At 66.7% G+C, this 16341-nt stretch carries 19 protein-coding genes; 3 read left to right on the forward strand and 16 right to left on the reverse strand.

Annotation, left to right across the window (positions count from 1 at the left end; all coding sequences use genetic code 11):
* Position 1: 1 nt before the first annotated feature.
* The 3 genes from F7Q96_RS14220 (at position 2) to F7Q96_RS14230 (ending at position 1765) form a co-directional block, all read left to right on the forward strand.
* Complete coding sequence (locus F7Q96_RS14220) at positions 2-730, forward strand: MotA/TolQ/ExbB proton channel family protein (protein ID WP_023263789.1); 729 nt, start codon at positions 2-4, stop codon at positions 728-730.
* 38 nt (positions 731-768) lie between these two features.
* A complete protein-coding gene (locus F7Q96_RS14225; RefSeq protein ID WP_006579474.1) occupies positions 769-1182 on the forward strand; it encodes an ExbD/TolR family protein in 414 nt (137 codons plus the stop codon).
* Between the two features lie 238 nt (positions 1183-1420).
* A complete protein-coding gene (locus F7Q96_RS14230; protein ID WP_053822149.1) occupies positions 1421-1765 on the forward strand; it encodes a hemin uptake protein HemP in 345 nt (114 codons plus the stop codon).
* Between the two features lie 126 nt (positions 1766-1891).
* Here the strand turns inward: F7Q96_RS14230 and F7Q96_RS14235 are convergent, their stop codons facing one another.
* From F7Q96_RS14235 to F7Q96_RS14310, 16 genes are all read right to left on the reverse strand, one after another.
* Entirely contained in the window at positions 1892-2299 is a 408-nt protein-coding gene (locus F7Q96_RS14235; protein ID WP_053822150.1) for a heme-binding protein, read from the reverse strand.
* Between the two features lie 159 nt (positions 2300-2458).
* Positions 2459-2815 carry a hypothetical protein gene (locus tag F7Q96_RS14240; RefSeq protein ID WP_151022871.1) on the reverse strand — a complete coding sequence of 119 codons (357 nt, stop codon included), beginning with the start codon at positions 2813-2815 and terminating at the stop codon, positions 2459-2461.
* 718 nt (positions 2816-3533) lie between these two features.
* Positions 3534-3776 (reverse strand): DUF2274 domain-containing protein, encoded by a 243-nt coding sequence (locus F7Q96_RS14245; protein WP_016254220.1) that lies wholly within the window; start codon positions 3774-3776, stop codon positions 3534-3536.
* Positions 3773-5044 (reverse strand): TraB/TrbI/VirB10 family type IV secretion system protein, encoded by a 1272-nt coding sequence (locus tag F7Q96_RS14250; RefSeq protein WP_003138971.1) that lies wholly within the window; start codon positions 5042-5044, stop codon positions 3773-3775. The genes F7Q96_RS14245 and F7Q96_RS14250 overlap by 4 nt, the downstream gene beginning before the upstream one ends.
* Positions 5045-5046: 2 nt before the next feature.
* Positions 5047-6036 (reverse strand): P-type conjugative transfer protein TrbG, encoded by a 990-nt coding sequence (trbG, locus tag F7Q96_RS14255; RefSeq protein WP_003138972.1) that lies wholly within the window; start codon positions 6034-6036, stop codon positions 5047-5049.
* Entirely contained in the window at positions 6033-6737 is a 705-nt protein-coding gene (trbF, locus tag F7Q96_RS14260) for a conjugal transfer protein TrbF (protein ID WP_003138973.1), read from the reverse strand. Before trbF ends, trbG begins: the two co-directional genes overlap by 4 nt.
* 12 nt (positions 6738-6749) lie before the next feature.
* Entirely contained in the window at positions 6750-8120 is a 1371-nt protein-coding gene (trbL, locus tag F7Q96_RS14265) for a P-type conjugative transfer protein TrbL (RefSeq protein WP_003138975.1), read from the reverse strand.
* A complete protein-coding gene (locus tag F7Q96_RS14270; protein WP_016254219.1) occupies positions 8117-8437 on the reverse strand; it encodes a hypothetical protein in 321 nt (106 codons plus the stop codon). The genes trbL and F7Q96_RS14270 overlap by 4 nt, the downstream gene beginning before the upstream one ends.
* A gap of 11 nt (positions 8438-8448) precedes the next feature.
* Positions 8449-9174, reverse strand: a complete 726-nt coding sequence (trbJ, locus tag F7Q96_RS14275; RefSeq protein WP_003138979.1) for a P-type conjugative transfer protein TrbJ — start codon at positions 9172-9174, stop codon at positions 8449-8451.
* Positions 9171-11624, reverse strand: a complete 2454-nt coding sequence (gene trbE, locus F7Q96_RS14280; RefSeq protein WP_003138981.1) for a conjugal transfer protein TrbE — start codon at positions 11622-11624, stop codon at positions 9171-9173. Before trbE ends, trbJ begins: the two co-directional genes overlap by 4 nt.
* A 12-nt stretch (positions 11625-11636) precedes the next feature.
* Positions 11637-11909, reverse strand: coding sequence for a VirB3 family type IV secretion system protein (locus F7Q96_RS14285; RefSeq protein ID WP_003138984.1), 273 nt, complete (start codon positions 11907-11909; stop codon positions 11637-11639).
* Positions 11906-12298: a TrbC/VirB2 family type IV secretion system protein gene (locus F7Q96_RS14290; RefSeq protein WP_003138985.1), complete on the reverse strand. Its 393-nt coding sequence runs from the start codon at positions 12296-12298 to the stop codon at positions 11906-11908. The genes F7Q96_RS14285 and F7Q96_RS14290 overlap by 4 nt, the downstream gene beginning before the upstream one ends.
* Positions 12295-13365, reverse strand: coding sequence for a P-type conjugative transfer ATPase TrbB (gene trbB / locus F7Q96_RS14295; protein ID WP_003138986.1), 1071 nt, complete (start codon positions 13363-13365; stop codon positions 12295-12297). The genes F7Q96_RS14290 and trbB overlap by 4 nt, the downstream gene beginning before the upstream one ends.
* Positions 13362-13826 (reverse strand): CopG family transcriptional regulator, encoded by a 465-nt coding sequence (locus F7Q96_RS14300; protein WP_003138987.1) that lies wholly within the window; start codon positions 13824-13826, stop codon positions 13362-13364. Before F7Q96_RS14300 ends, trbB begins: the two co-directional genes overlap by 4 nt.
* Positions 13823-15823, reverse strand: coding sequence for a conjugal transfer protein TraG (locus F7Q96_RS14305; protein WP_003138988.1), 2001 nt, complete (start codon positions 15821-15823; stop codon positions 13823-13825). Before F7Q96_RS14305 ends, F7Q96_RS14300 begins: the two co-directional genes overlap by 4 nt.
* Before the next feature lie 236 nt (positions 15824-16059).
* Positions 16060-16338 (reverse strand): EexN family lipoprotein, encoded by a 279-nt coding sequence (locus F7Q96_RS14310; RefSeq protein ID WP_025297938.1) that lies wholly within the window; start codon positions 16336-16338, stop codon positions 16060-16062.
* Positions 16339-16341: the final 3 nt, after the last annotated feature.

A 16341-nucleotide genomic window follows, 5' to 3' on the forward strand; every position in this document is an offset into this window, starting at 1 on the left:
CATGCAGGACCTCGGACTCAGCCATCTGTGGGCGCAAGGCGATTTCGTCATGCGTGCGACCGCCATCATTCTGCTCGTCATGTCGCTGGCGTCATGGATCGTGATTCTCACCAAGGCGTGGGATCTGGTCCGCCTGAAGAAAATGGCGCAGGGCGCGGAAAAGCGCTTCTGGCATTCGGACGATTTCGACCACGCGCTCGAAACGCTCGGCAGCAGCGAATCGAATCCGTTCCGCACGCTGGCGCTGACCGGCAAGGAAGCGGCCCAGCACCATCGCGCCAGCCAGCCGCAGCTGCATGACGTGATGGATATTTCCGACTGGCTGACCCGTTCGCTGAAGAGCGCGATCGACGACGCCGTGTCGCGCATGCAGTCGGGCCTGGCGATCCTGGCCTCGGTGGGCTCCACCGCGCCGTTCGTCGGTCTGTTCGGCACCGTCTGGGGCATCTACCACGCGCTGATCGGCATCGGCGCCTCCGGCGTGCCGACCATCGACAAGGTCGCCGGCCCGGTCGGCGAAGCGCTGATCATGACGGCCTTCGGCCTGGCGGTGGCCATCCCCGCGGTGCTCGGCTACAACGCGCTGACGCGCGGCAACAAGGCGGTGATCTCGAAGCTGAACCGCTTCGCCCACGATCTGCACGCTTACTTCGTCACCGGCGCCCGTGTGCGCCCGACCGGCGCGCGCACCGCCGACGACAATGCGGTGCGTCTCGCGGTCAAGAACTGAACTGACGCGGACCGCCCTCCGCTCGAAAGGAAGTCATCATGGCATTCGGTACCCTCGACGATGACGATGACGCAGTGATGAGCGAGATCAACATGACGCCGCTGGTCGACGTCATGCTCGTGCTGCTGATCATCTTCATCATCACCATCCCGGTGATCAATCACGCGGTCAAGATCGACCTGCCGCGTGCGACCAATCAGCCCAACGATCCCAAGCCGCAGAACATCAACCTGTCGATCGACGCAGCCGGCAAGGTGTTCTGGAACCAGCAGGAGATCGACGACGCGACGCTGCAGAACAATATCGCGCAGGCGGCCCAGCAACAGCCGCAGCCCGAGCTGCATCTGCGTGCCGACCGCGACGTGCGCTACGAGCGCGTGGCCGAAGTGATGGCCGCCGCCCAGCACGGCGGTCTCGGCAAGATCGGCTTCATCACGGAGCCGAAGCAGTAAGACCCCCAGCGGCGCGCAGTGCTGCGCCGCTTTCCCCAAGCCCCACCCTGCGGTGGGGCTTTTTCTTTTGTGTTTCGAATGAAACCAATTGCGATTGCTGGCGGCGCCGACGTGCGCGGTCCGATATCATGCAGAGAATCGTTGTAATGATAACGATTCTCATTTAATATGAACGGAATGACGGCAGCCACCGAAGCTGGTGCCGTGAAACCGACCATCCCCGAACAGGAGCCCATCGATGAGCACCCTAGCCTTGCCGCTGACGCAACCGCGCGAAGTCACCCGCCGCCGCCTGTCGCTGCGCCGCGTGGTGGTGAACCAGGATCCGGCGCCGAACGCGCGCCGCGAGGCCGCGGCCCCGTCGGCGATGGCGACGGTCAAGTCGGCGGTGGCCCGCCTCGAGGCGCTGGTGCGCGACAATCGCAGCGCCAATGCCGCGGCCCAGGCGGCGCCTGCGCAGACCGCCGAGGCGGTCCCGCTGGAAGCCTTGATGCGCGGCGCGACCACGCTGCCGATCCTGCATAACGGCGAGGTCTATACGCTGCGCAAGACGCGCTACGGCAAGCTGATTCTGACGAAGTGAGCCGCCCGCCGTGGCATGCCGCATGTCGCGGCATCCCGGCTTCGGGCTGCCCGCTCCAGGACGGAGCGGGTCCGGCCGCCGCAAGCGCCGCGGCCGATGAAGAACGATCAGGCGCAGGCCGCCCGATCAGAGGCCCAGCGCGGCGATGCCGGCACGGCCGATCTGCGCATCCTCGCTGGACTTGACGCCCGACACGCCGACCGCGCCGACCACCTGGTCGCCGGCGATGATGGGCACGCCGCCTTCCAGCATGCCTTGCAGCACCGGCGCGGTCATGAACGAGTTGCGGCCGTTGTTGATCATGTCTTCGTAGATCTTCGATTCGCGGCGGCCCAGCGCCGAGGTACGGGCCTTCTCGGTCGCGATATAGGCGGAGATCGGCGCCGCGCCGTCGAGCCGCTGCAGGGCCAGCAGGTGGCCGCCGTCATCGACGATGGCGATCGACACGGCCCAGTGATGGGCCTTTGCCTCGGCTTCGGCTGCGGCCATCACCTTCTTCACGTCTTCCGCAGTCAGCACGGACTTTTGCTGCATACCACTCTCCTGAATCGATAAACAATGAGCCGGCAGTATAGCGCCGGCACCACTTCCGTGACCATGACGCGCGGCACCGTTGTCGGGCAAAACAGCCGTGCCTAAAAAGCAAAGGGCCCCGCAGGGACCCTTGTACATCGGATCGTCCGGTTTGCCGAACTAGTCGCGATAGTGGCGATGTCCATGGCCGCCGTGCCAGTGACCATGCCGACCGCCATGATAGTGCCGGCCCGGATGGCCGTAATAGCGCGGGGGGCCATAGTAGTGTGCAGGCGGCGGGCCGTAATAGCGCGGCGGCGGACCGTAGTAGCCGTAACCCGGCCGCACCACCACCGGCGGCGGACCGTAATAGACCGGTGCGGGCGCGACCACGACGGGCGGCGGGGGGTAGTAGGCAGGACCGCCGACCACGACGCCCGGCACGCCGATCACCACGCCGACGTCGACACGGGCCATCGCGGCGCCTGAGGCCATCGCAGCCAGCACGCCGAGCCCTGCGAGCAACCAACGTTTCATGATCTTGCTCCTCGCAAGGTTGATCTTGATACCCGTATTCTAGGCCTACGCCGGATCACAGGTGCAACGGCGGGTTCTACATTGTTACCGCCAGTAACATCCTTGCCGGCAAGGGTACGGAAACGATCATGCGGCGCTTGCGTCCCGGGCGGCGACCGCCCACAATACCGGGCTTGCCGTGCGGCCGTGGAGAAATTGGTAGACTCAGCAGACTTAAAATCCCTTTTGTCAAGTCTTTTCTACTTGAGCTACCGGGCCAAAAGGTGAATAGTGACAACGGTTTGCGGGCATCCTAGTTGCGGTCGCACAGCTTGGCTTGACGGCCAAGGGCCAACTAGGGGCCAACAGATGGAAGTAGGTGTTTTCAGTGCGGTGAGCACTCCGCCCGAGTGGTGAAATCGGTAGACACAAGGGACTTGAATAATTTGAGCCTTCGGGGGGAAACGTCCGAAGTGAAGCCCGTCAAATTCGGCGAAAGCCCTGGATGCTTCGGCAACCGAGCCAACGCCGAGCCAAGCCCGAGCAATCGCTTGGGAAGGTGTAGAGAGCAGACGGCGGGCACCTACGGCCGCAAGGCTATGGTGAAGGCGTGCTCCAGACCACGAACGCCCTGCGTTGAGTAGGGCGGCGGCGAAAGTCGAAGTGGGAAGAAAATCCCTCGCCGAAAGGCGTGCCGGTTCGATTCCGGCCTCGGGCACCAATCCAAAGCCGCTCCAGCTCACGCGGGGGCGGCTTTTCCGTTCATGGCGTGCGTGCGCTTGAATCCCCGATCCCCCGCCATGAACGCCTCCAGCATGTGCGGGATGAGCGTCGCAGCATCGACCGCCTCGCCGTAGGTCTGCGCGTGCAGCGCCGCGTAGCGGTCGAGGTCGGCCCGTAGGCTGGCCGGGCACGCGAAGGTCATCTTCGTGGATTCCAGTTTCGGTAGCGGCCCGAGCCGCAGCTTTTTACCCGTGCTCATCGCATCGCTCCCCGGTTGAAGAACATCGGCTGGTACGGTCGCAGCACCAAGTCGCGGTTGACGATGATCCGCACCGGCAGGCCCGGCCGTTCGGTCAACGTCGGCTGGATGTTCATGTTGCGCCGGGTCATCTCCTGTCCAACCTGATTGATGCTGTCTTGGGCGCTGTCGCGCCCCGCGATCACGATGCGGTTGCCGTCTTGGCGGTTCTCGGGCGCGGCCAACTCGGCACCTACGCCCAGCAGCGTCGTCAGTGCCGCACCGGCGACGATGCGGCCCCAGTGGTAGTCCACGCCATCTTCGAGGCCGGAGTAGCCGGCCGGGTCGGTACCCACCAGGTTGTCGATGGTCAGCGAAGACGTGTCTGGCAGGATGATCCGGTTCCACACCACCTGCACGCGACTCTGCCCGTAACTGACCTGGCTGTTGTATTTGCCGAGGATGCGCGATCCCTGCGGGATCAGCAGGAACTTGCCCGTGGCCGAGTCATAGACCGGCTCTGTCACCGTGCCGATCACGTCGCCCGGCAAGTCGGACTTGATGCCCGTCACCAACGCAGCCGCGATCACTGTCCCGGCCATGACTTGATACGGCGAGGCCGGCATTTGCAGGTTGCCGGAATTGCGGGTTTCCGTAGAACCGCCTTTCAGGAATGCCTCCTTCTGGTCTTGCCGGTTCTGCGTGGCAGTCGGGTCGGCAGGCTGGGCCGCCATCGAGGCAGGCCCAGCCGCCAGCGGGTCGAAGCCTGCCAAGGCGTTGCCAGTCGCAGCCGCAGCGGCTTGGGCCGTGGCTGGCGCTGCGGCATTGCCCTGCTGGCCCGAGCGGAAGAACACCGATGAGGCCGCAGCGGCGTCAGCCTCCTTGCGCAAGGCGTCCTCGGGGTCGTGGCCGGGCGGCACATAGGTCGGCGTGACCGGCTGCTGCGAGGCCACGATGGCGGGGCCAAGGTCGCCCGGCAGCGGCGGCCCCAGCTCGGGCACCTTCTGCGGCAGCTTCGAGTAGTCGGCCGGCAGGCCGTCCAGCCCTTCGGACTTGGACACGCGATCGACGTTGTAAAGCTCGGTCTGCTCGCCCGCGCCGCGCCGGTGCGGCTGCAATGACCAGATGGTCGCACCCAGCACGGCGACCGACAGGCCGCCCATGAACATCGCCAGCGTGCGCCGGTTAAGGCGCGTGACCGGGCGCGGCTGCGCGCGCAGCGCCACCGCCTCGGGCGCGACCTTGCCCACCTGCGGCGCGGCACGGTCGGGGGTGTCGTCCTGGCTCATGGTCAGTTCCTCCGCGCGCCGTCCGTGCGCTCGATCCGCACCACGTCGCCCTTGTCGCCGCCCAAGCGCAGCTCCGCCGCCCCAAAGAGGCGATCCACGATGTAGTACGGCGCACGGAAGCGGTAGTTCACCAGTTGCCCGTCGCCCTGCGCGCCGATGACGAACAGCGGCGGCAGCTCGCCTTGCGCGATGCCCGGCGGGAACTGGATATAGACCTTCTCGCCGTCATCGAAGGCGCGCAGCGGCTTCCACGGCGGATTGCTGCCGCTGATCGCGTAGCGGAAGCGGATCTTCTCCAGCGACAAGCCGGTATCGACTGGCGCGGCGGCGCTGGCCGCCTGCGCCTGGCGCTGCAAGGCCAGCATCTTGTCCTTCGGGTACTCCCACGACACTGACGCCATCCACGTCTTCTCTGTCGAGGTCAGCTCCAGCAGGTAGGTGCGCCGGCTGGTGGTGATGACCAGATTCGTCTTGAGGCCCGAGCGGATGGGCTTCACCATCACGTTCACGCGCAGCGCATCACCGCTGCCGCTGGATGTGTCGCCCACGATCCAGCGCACAGTGTCGCCAGCGGCGACCGTCACCAGTTCCTCGCCCGGCTGGAGCGTGATCACGGTCACGCGGCCCACGGCCGCATAGACCTGATACAGCGCGCCATCGGTGTAGGGCCACACCTGAATCGCATTGACGTAGCCCTCGCGCGTGGGCGCGATGCGGGCCTCGGCGTTGGCACGCGAGACGCGCACGGTTTCGTCGGCAGGTTCAGGGACGGGCTTGGCAGCCTCGGCTTCGGGCAATGGCTTCAACTGCGCCGGCAGCGCCAGCGGCTCGGGCACCTTGACCACCTCCACCGGCGCGGGCGGCTCCGGCAGCGGCTGCGCCTGCACCGGCTCATCGAGCGAGATGGTCGGCGGCGGCTTGCCCTGCGTGGCGCAGCCCGCGAGGGCCAGCAGGATCAGCGGCAAGGCGGATTTGCGGAAAACATCATTCATGGCTTTGCTCCTTCGGAAGAATCCAGTTCACGGCTCCACGACAGGCCGTTGACGTAGATGCCCAGCGGGTTCTTGCGCAGGCGTTCTTCGGTGCGCGGTGGCTGGAGCACGATGGACACCACCGCCGTCCACCGCTCCAGGCCCGCCGCGGCGCCGTTGACGTAGCGCCGTTCCGTCCAGCGCACGTTGAAAGACGTGTCGCTGGCGCGCACGACGCTGGTGATCTGCACCGTCACCGACTCCTTGCCGATGCGTGCGAACGGGTCGTTGACCCGCGCGTAGTCGTTGAGCACGGCCGCGCCCTTGTCGGTCGTGTAGTCGTAGGCGTCCAGCCAGTTTTGGCGGACGACGATGGGGTCGATGGACAGCGAGCGCACCAGCGTCACGAAGCGCGCAATGTGGTGCGCCGTCTGTGCATCGCTGGGGCGGTACGGCGTGGCGGCTTCGCCCACAGCGCGCACCTGGCCCGCGTTGTCCACCTCCACCACATAGGGCGTCACGATGGACTGCGCCGAGCGCCACACCAGGCCGCCGGCCATCAGCAGCGCGAGCGTCAGGCACCCGAACGCCATCAAGCGCCAGTTCTTCGCCTGCACGCGCGGCGAGCCGATACGGTCGTCCCACACCTGGCCGGCAGCTTGGTACGGCGTGGCAGGCTGCGGCGTGTCGGCGTAGCGCACCTGCGGTTTCTTGAATCGCATGGTCAGTTCTCCTTATGAGTCGGAATCGCGCAGGCTCGGCCCTTGGCCGGAGCCGCCGCCATCGCCACCGCGCAGCGTGTGGGCGGTGGTGGTCGCGGCATGAGTGAGTTGCTGGCGGCGTTGCAGCCGCTTGGCCCAGGCGGGTTGCTCGGGCGTCTGTGCAGCGGCAGCGCCTGCGGGGGCTTCGCTGGTGGCGGCTTGGCCGGCTGACGCGCCAGCGTCGCCTTTCCAGCCAGCGCGGAACGGCGCGGCCATGCGCTGCCCAGCAGCGGAAGCGCGGGATGCGGCAGCGCGTCCGGCGGACTGCGCGCCGGTCTTGGCGACGTTGCCCAAGCCCGCCATCGCGCCTTTGGCACCGCCGCCTGCTGCTGCGGAACCGGCCTGGAACGCCGACTTCGCGCTGCCAGCCGCCGACGTGGCGGCACGCGCGCCGCTGCCGGCCAGCTTGGCGGCGGCCGGGGCCATGCGGGCACCAGCGGCCACCGCACCGCCCACGCCCGTCGCGGCAGCACCGACAGCCACTGCCGTTCCGGCTGCGCCGATAGCGGCACCGGCCATCGCGCCCGCGCCGAGCTGGGGCGCACCGGACACGAGGCCCGTGGCGATGCCGGGGCCGAAGATCCCGAGCGCCAGCAAGGTGAGCGAGGCCAGCATGATGACCAGCGCGTGGTCGATAGAAGGCTCGTCAGGATGGACTTGGAACTGCGCGAAAAGGCCCGAGCCGATACCGACGATCACAGCCAGAACCAGCACCTTGACGCCAGCGGATACCACGTTGCCCAGCACCTTTTCGGCCAGGAACGAGGTCTTGTTCCACAGCGCGAACGGCACCAGCACGAAGCCAGCCAGCGTCGTCAACTTGAACTCGATCAGCGTGATGAAAAGCTGGATCGCCAGCACGAAGAAGCACAGCACCACGACTAGCCATGCGAGGAACAGCACCAAGATGGCATCGAGGTTCAAGAACACCTCGGGAAATCCCATCAGGTCATCGAGTTGCAGGAAGATCGGCCCGCCCGCATCAAGGCCGGCCTTCGCCAGCCGGCCCGGCTGCAAGAAGTCTTCCATCGTGATAGTCGAGCCGGTGGCGGTGATACCCAGTCCCGCGAACGAGCGGAACACGATGCTGGCCAGCCAGTTGAAGTTGTTGATGATGTAGGCGAAGGCACCGACGTACAGCACCTTGCGCAGCAGCTTGGCGATCACGTCCTCGCCCTGGCCGGTGGCATGGCTCATGGCCCAATACAACCCGGCGATCGTCATGTCGATGACGATCAGCGTGGCCGTGAGGAACGCCACTTCGCCGCGCAGCAGCCCGAAACCCGAGTCGATGTAGGTGGCGAAGGTGTTGAGGAACTGGTCGATGATCGTCACGTCATTCATGGCGTGCCCTCCGGGGCGGCGGGCAAGGCCGGCGCGGTGCCATCGGCCGGTTCCTCGAAGCTGGGCGAGATCGGCGGCAGGTCGGCCAGCGTCTGGTATTCATCCGGCCCGGCCTCGCCGGAAAAGAAGCGCCGCCGGAAGGCTTCGGCGGCGGCGCGGCAAGCGTCCTCGCCCGTGGCCTGCCGGTCGGCCGCGCATTGCGCGCGCAATGCCTTGAGCCGCACGGGATCGGCGGCCAGGGCATCGGCGAGGTTGTCGGCCGGCTGCTCGCCGCAGGCGGCCAGCAGCACGGCACCAAGGACGAGGACGCATCGCATGTCGGCCCCCGTCAGTCGCGGTAGAAGTTGACGGACTGCGGCGTGTACGGCGTGCCTTCCCCGAGGAAGCGCCGCCGCACTTCGCGGGCGCGCTCGGTGGCCGCCGCCTGCCGCGCCAGTTCCAGCGAGGCGGCCCGGTCTTGCGTGATCTGGAGCCGCTGCGACTGGATCGACTGCTTGGCCTGCAAGGCGAGCAACTGGTTCATGGCCTGCATCGCTTGCAGCGCGCCTTGCGCTGACTGGCTCTTGCCGACCAGATCGGCCAGCACGCTTTCGTCTTCGCCCAGGTTCTGCGACACCTGCGCCTGCATCTGCATGGTGGTCTGCAAGCCGTTGAGCGTGTTCTTCCACCGCTCTTGGGCGTCGCGGTACATCTGGTCGCCGCTGACGGTGGCGGCGTACTGCTCCGGGTACAGGCGCGCGAACTCCCGATCCAGATTCGTCACGTCGTAGGCCAAGCCGCGCGCTTGGGCGATCAGCCGCTCGGTGGTCGCCAGGTTGGCGCGCAACTGGCCGACGACGCTGGACGGCAGGCTGGCGAGGTTGCGCGCCTGATTCATCAGCATCTGCGCTTCGTTCTGAAGCTGCTGGATTTGGTTGTTGATCTGTTCCAGCGTGCGGATCGCGGTCAGCGTGTTCTGCACGAGGTTCGTGGGGTCGATCACGACCCATTGCGCATGGGCGGTGGCGGTGCAAAGCATGGCCGCGATGGCAGCGGCGACAAGGCGCTTCTTCATGGCAGGTTCTCCAGTGGTTGGTCAGCGAAGGAAACCGGCGCGAGGCCGGGGAACGAGGGCAGCAGGTCAGCCGCCCAATCGAGGCCGCGATGGCGCAGCCATGCGCCCGCGAAGCCGGGCGTGCCGGCGTCCAGCAGCACGCGATCCATGTCGCGCTGGTCTTGCGGCGTGGAAGCGCCCGCGAAGGCCAGCGTCGCCAGTCCCAGGTCGAGGTCGAACAGGCGGTTGCCGAGGCGGGATTGGTAGTAGTAGTCGCGCTTGGGCTGCGCGGTGGCGACGATCTCGATCTGCCGCCTGTTGAGGCCGAAGCCCTCGTAGATCGTGCGAATCTGCGGCTCGGTCGCCTGCGGGTTCGGCAGGAAGATGCGGCTTGCGCAGCTTTCGATGATCGCGGGCGCGATGCTCGAATCCTTGATGTCCGCAAGCGACTGCGTGGCGAAGATGACGCTGACGTTCTTCTTGCGCAGCGTCTTGAGCCACTGGCGGATGCGCGCCGCGAACACCGCGTCATCGAGGAACAGCCACGCTTCATCGAGGATCAGCAGCGTGGGCGCACCGTCAAAGCGTTCATCGAAACGCGCAAAGAGGTAATGCAGCACGGCCATGACGGCGGCCTTGCTGTGCATCAGCTCCTCCATCTCGAAGCACTGCACGTCGGCCATGCCCAGCCGGTCGTGATCGGCGTCCAGCAGCTTGCCGTGCGCGCCGCCCAGCACATAGGGCGCGAGCGCCTGGCGCAGCACATTGCTCTGCAACAGCACGGAAAGCCCGGTCATCGTGCGCTGCTCCACCGGCGCACCGGCCAGGCTCCCCAGCGCCGACCAGATGGCGGCCTTCTCATCGGGGCCGACCGTCACGCCTTCATGCAGCAAGCGGCCTTCGATCCATTCGGCCGCCCAGGTGCGGTAGCCTTCACGGTCGATACGGGCAAGCGGCTGGAAAGCGATTTCGCCATCCGTGCCCAGGTCGTAGTGCTCGCCGCCCAGCCCGAGGATCGTGGCGCGCATCGAGCAGCCCATGTCGAACGCGAAGATGCGCGAGCCGCGATAGCGGCGAAACTGCATCGCCAGCGTGGCGAGCAAGACCGACTTGCCCATGCCGGTCGGGCCGGCGACCAGCGTGTGGCCCACGTCGCCGATGTGCGTCACCAGCCGGAACGGCGTCGCGCCATCGGTGCGCGTGACGATCAGCGGCGGGCCGCCCAGGTGGTCGTTCTTCTCCGGCCCGGCCCATACCGCCGACACCGGCATCATGTGCGCCAGGTTCAGCGTCGAGACGATGGGCTGGCGCACATTGGCGTAGGCGTTGCCCGGAAGCGAGGACAGCCACGCATCCACGGCGTTGAGCGTTTCGGGGATGGTGACGAACCCGCGCCCCTGAATGACGCGCTCCACCATGCGCAGCTTCTCGTCCGCTGCGCTGGCGTCCGCGTCCATGACGGTGACGGTCGCCGTCAGGTAGCCGAAGGCGACTTGATCGCTGCCCAGCTCCTGCAAGGCCGCATCCGCGTCCGCCGCCTTGTTGTTCGCATCGGTATCGACCAGCGGGCTTTCCTGCTGGAAGATCGTTTCGCGCAACAGCGCGATGACGTTCTTGCGCTTGGCGAACCACTGGCGGCGCAAGCGCCCCAATTCCCGTTCCGCCTCGGATTTGTCGAGGCACAGAAAGCGCGTACTCCAGCGATACCCAAATCCCAGGCGGTTGAGGTCGTCCAGAATCCCCGGCCAGGTCGAGGTCGGAAAGCCACGCACCGACACCACGCGCAGGTGCCGGTCGCCCAGCATGGGCGCGAGGCCACCGACCAGCGGCGAATCGGTCAGCAGCGCGTCGATGTGGAACGGCACTTCGGGTACGCCCACGCGGTAGCGCCGCGTCGAGATGGTCGCGTGCAGGTAGGTCAGGGTCTGCGCGTCATCGAGCCAGGCGATTTCCGGCATCACGCCTTCGAGCAGGTCAAAGACCCGATCCGTTTCCGCGACGAAGGCTTGCAGCCGCTCGCGCCAGTCCACGCCATTCGTCGGCGTGTTCTCGTAGAGCATCTTGGCGGCACGGGCGCGCGATTCCTCGGGCGGCAGGTACACCAGCGTCAGGTGGTAGCCGCTCTCGAAGTGGTTGCCCGATTCCTCGAAGGTGGCCCGGCGTTCTTCGTCCACCAGCCAAGACAGCGGCTCGGGAAACTCGGAGTGCGGGTAGTCGGCAGCGGCGCGGCGCTCGGCCTCGATGAACAGCGCCCAGCCCGAACCCAGCCGGCGCAGCGCGTTGTTCAAGCGTGCCGACGTGGCGATCAGCTCGCCTTGCGTGGCGCTGTCGAGGTCAGGCCCGCGAAACCGGGCCGTGCGCTGGAAACTGCCGTCCTTGTTCAAGACGACGCCTGGCGCGACCAGTCCGGCCCAAGGCAGCCAGTCGGCGAGCAGCGCGGGCCGCTGGCGGTATTCGGCAAGGTTCAGCATGGCGGCATCCCCTCACACGTCCAGCAGCGGGCGGTGTTTGATGTGCCGGGCGAACACGGCCATGAACTGCGGATCGACGCGCGCACCCCACACCGCCAGCGAATGGCCGACGATCCAGAGCACCACGCCCGGAATCCACAGTTGCAGCCCCAGCCCGACAGCGGCGGCCAGCGTGCCGTTGGCAATCGCCACGGTGCGCGGTGCGCCGCCCAGCAAGATCGGCTCGGTGAGCGAGCGATGCAAAGGCACCTCGAACCCTGCCGCGAAGGTATCCGGGCCGCTCATACGACAGCCCCGCCAGAGAACGAAAAGAACGACAGGAAGAACGAGGACGCGGCGAAAGCGATGCTCAAGCCGAACACGATCTGGATCAGCTTGCGAAAGCCCCCCGACGTGTCGCCGAAGGCCAGCGCCAAGCCCGTGGCGATGATGATGATGACGGCCACAATGCGCGCCACCGGCCCCTGGATGGATTCGAGGATGGATTGCAGCGGGCCTTCCCATGGCATCGAGGAACCGGCGGCCTGCGCGGTTCCGGCCAGGAACAGCAGCAGCGCGGCCAGCAGCAGCCCTTGTGCCGCAGGGCGGGCCAGGCGGTGCAGCCGCGACCGCGCGGGAAGGCGCAAAGCCGGATTTGCAGAAAAGCGGAAAGCAGGAACGATCATCTGCGTCATGGCAGTTCTCCAGGTTGGTCAGGGGACGGGGAAGTCGCCGCAGCGGGTGCGGCTTCGGGAAATAGCGGCAGTTCGGGAAACGGCGTCTCCAGCGCGTCCGCCAGTTGGTAGCCCACGCCGTCGGAGCCGACGACGCGGGCGATGCTCTCGATGCGGCGCTTGCGCCCGCGTCCGGCGATGTGGATCACCACGTTGACCGCCTCGGCGATCAGCGCACGCGGCGGGTTCACCGCCACTTCGAGAATCAGTTGCTCCATGCGCAGCAGCGCGCCCAACGCGGAGCCGGCATGGATCGTGGCGATCCCGCCGGGGTGGCCCGTTCCCCACACCTTGATGAGATCCAGCGCCTCGGCGCCGCGCACCTCGCCAACCACCACGCGATCCGGCCGCAGCCGCATGGACGAGCGCACCAGCTCGGTCATCGACACCACGCCCGCGCGCGTGCGCAGCGGAACGTGGTCGCGGGCCGCGCATTGCAGCTCCACCGTGTCTTCGAGCACCAACACGCGGTCGCCCGTGGCGGCGATTTCGGCGAGCAAGGCATTGGCGAGCGTGGTCTTGCCGCTGCTGGTGGCCCCGGCGATCAGGACGTTCTGACGCTCGCGCACGGCGCGCACCAGAAAGCCCGCCTGGGCGGCGGTCATCATTCCGTCCACGACATACCGCTCCAGCGGGATCACGCCGATGGCGCGCTTGCGCAGCGCGAAGGCCGGCCCTGGCGCGGCGGGCGGCAAGATGCCCTCGAAGCGTTCGCCCGTCTCGGGCAGCTCGGCCGATAGCAGCGGCTGGCCGCGATGCACCTCCGCGCCGACGTGGGCCGCGACCAGGCGGATGATTCGCTCGCCATCGGCCTCGGGCATCTCCACGCCCATCGGCGCGCGCCCACTCGAAAGCCGATCCACCCAAAGGGTACGATCCGGGTTGAGCATGATTTCCACCACGTCGGGGTCTTCGAGCGCAGTGGCGATCAGCGGCCCCATCGCCGTGCGCAGCATCTGGATGCGCCGGTCGAGCGAGGCCGCAGCGGACGAGCGTGGCTCGGGTGGCAACTGCGAAACGGCGCTCATGACGCACGCTCCCGCGCCTGGGCGGCTGCCGCCGCGTCCTCCATCCGCATCGGGTCGGGATGCAGTTCTTCCACCACGTCGCGCACCAAGCTGCGTCCGCGCATCAGGTGGCGGCCAAGCTGCTCGGTGAACTGCTCGAAGCGCGCCTTGCCCTGGGCGCGAGCTGCCTCTTGATGCGCCTCGGGAACCGGCGTGCTGACGGTCAGGTAGTAGCGGATGAACAGCGCCAGCGTCTCGATGGCGATGTTCTGGTCGCGCTCCATGCGCTCGGCCTGGCGCGACAGCCGGTCGAGCCGCTTGGCGATGGCCGCTTCGCGCTGGTCAGCAGCATCGGGCGATAGCCACGATGCGAGCGCCGCCGCGACGATGGACGACTTGGATACGCCTTTCTTGGCGGCCAGTTCATCAAGCCGCTGGGCGTGCTCGGGCTGGATAAAGAGGTTCAGGCGGTAGTGGCTCATAGCTCAATTCCGTCGTTGGGGTCGAGGGAAGCCAGCCGGGCCGTGCGCTGCATGGCCGGATCAAGCTGGCGAGGAAGGGGAAGCGGCAGGTCGTCGTCGTCATCGAGCAAACCGAGGTCGGCCGCGGGCGCGGCCAGCTCGGGGTCGTAGGCGACGGCTTCGGAGAGTTCGGGCTGACGGCGTGGGCCGCCGTCGTCGGCGGAACCGAGGCCATCGGCGGATGCCGTGGCTGGTGCGGTGGGCGTTGGTGGGATTGCCAGCCCGCTCCAGTCGTCGGCGCGCAGCGGCGGCGCGTCGGCGTATTGGCAGTCCGCCAGCGCGGGCGGCGGCAACACGCGCCGCTTGAAATTGGCGTCGGCGTAATAGCGCAGCTTCCGGGCCTTGATCGGCGCCACGCTGGACACCATCACCACCGCCTCATCGGGCGGAAGCTGCATGACTTCGCCCGGTGTCAGCAGCGGGCGGGCCGTCTCCTGGCGCGACACCATGAGGTGCCCCAGCCACGGCGCGAGCCGGTGGCCCGCGTAGTTGCGCTGTGCGCGCAGCTCGGTGGCCGTGCCCAGCGTCTCGGAGATGCGTTTGGCGGTGCGCTCGTCGTTCGTGGCGAACGTCACGCGCACATGGCAGTTGTCCAGAATCGAATGGTTCTGGCCGTAGGCTTTGTCGATCTGGTTGAGCGACTGCGCAATCAAGAAGCTGCGGATGCCGTAGCCCGCCATGAATGCGAGCGCCGTCTCGAAGAAGTCGAGCCGGCCCAGGGCCGGAAACTCATCGAGCATCAGCAGCAGCTTGTGGCGGCGTTCGATGCCGTCAGAGCCGTCGAGCGATTCGGTCAAGCGCCGCCCGATCTGGTTGAGGATCAGGCGGATGAGCGGCTTGGTGCGCGAAATGTCCGAAGGCGGCACCACCAGGTACAGCGATACGGGATGCTCGGCGGATATGAGGTCGGCAATGCGCCAGTCGCAGCGCGACGTGACTTCGGCCACCGTGGGATCGCGGTACAGGCCGAGGAACGACATGGCGGTGCTCAAGACGCCAGAACGCTCGTTGTCCGACTTGTTGAGCACTTCGCGCGCAGCGGATGCCACCACCGGATGCGGCCCATCGCCCAGGTGGGGCGTGGTCATCATCCGGTGCAAGGTCAGCTCGAAGGGGCTGGCCGGGTCGCTGAGGAAGTTGGCGACGCCGCGCAGCGTCTTGTCCTCGCCCGCATAGAGCACATGCAGGATCGCCCCGACCAGCAGCGCGTGCGAGGTCTTCTCCCAATGGTTGCGCTTCTCCAGCGCGCCTTCGGGATCGACTAGAATGTCCGCGATGTTCTGCACGTCGCGCACTTCATGCGCGCCGCGCCGTACCTCCAGCAGCGGGTTGTAGGCCGCCGACTTTGCATCGGTCGGGTTGAACAGCAGGCAGTGGCTGAAACGGCTGCGCCAGCCGGCGGTGATCTGCCAGTTCTCCCCCTTGATGTCGTGGATGACCGCCGAGGCCGGCCAGCTCAACAAGGTGGGAACCACCAGGCCGACGCCCTTGCCCGAGCGTGTGGGCGCGAAGGTCAGAACATGCTCTGGCCCTTCATGGCGCAGGTACTGGCGATCGTACTGGCCGAGGAACACGCCGACCGGCTGCGTGAGGCCCGCCTTGCGAATGTCCTGCGCATTCGCCCAACGGGCCGAACCGTAGGTCGTGACCAGGCGTGCCTGTCGCGAGCGCCAGACCGACATGGCAATGGCGACGGCCACGGCGACCATGCCGCTGCCACCGGCGATGGCTCCGCCCGTGTCGAAGATTTCCGGGGTATAGGCGCCGTAAGAGAACCACCACTCAAACAGCTTCCACGGGTAGTAGATCGGCGTGCCAAGAAAATCGAACCAGGGCGAGCCAAGGCGTAGCTGATAGCCAAGGGCTGCTGCTGTCCATTGTGTGGCGCCCCACACTCCGGCGATCACGATGCCGAATACCACGGCGATCTGACCGAACAGCACGTTCGTCCCTTGCATGACCTGGCCTCCGATTTCTCCTGCGCTGATTCCTCATGGAAGAAGCGGCACAAGGACGTGCCGCAGGCGTCAGGATCGGTGTCGGATCAGTGCCGGTCAAAGACCGTTTAGAGCAGAAAGGTCGAGGAAAAAGAAAGAATTAGTGCTGCGGCAGGCCAAAGAAAAACGCCGCAAGCGGTAGCGCATTGCGGCGTGTCGAGAAGAAAAATGAAGATGATGCAGCGAGTTGCCAACAATCAGAACTTGGGCGATTCCTTCGGTGGTGTATATGGCGTTTGGCCGTCGCCATAGAACCGTTTGCGCGTAGCTTCCGCCACGCGGTTGCACAGCACTTCGCCCAGCTTGGCGCGGTCGGTCTTGCACTGCTGCCGCAGTTCCTTGAGCCGCTCGGGGTTGGCCGCGAGTTCTTCCACCGTCGGGACGTTGACTGTGGAATCAGCGGGCTTCTGTGGCGTCTCGGACTGGCCGCAGGCAGCCAATGCAGCCATCAGCAAGAACGGGATGATTTTCTTAATGGC

Source organism: Cupriavidus gilardii, from assembly GCF_008801915.1.
In the GTDB taxonomy this organism is placed as follows: Bacteria; Pseudomonadota; Gammaproteobacteria; order Burkholderiales; family Burkholderiaceae; genus Cupriavidus; species Cupriavidus gilardii.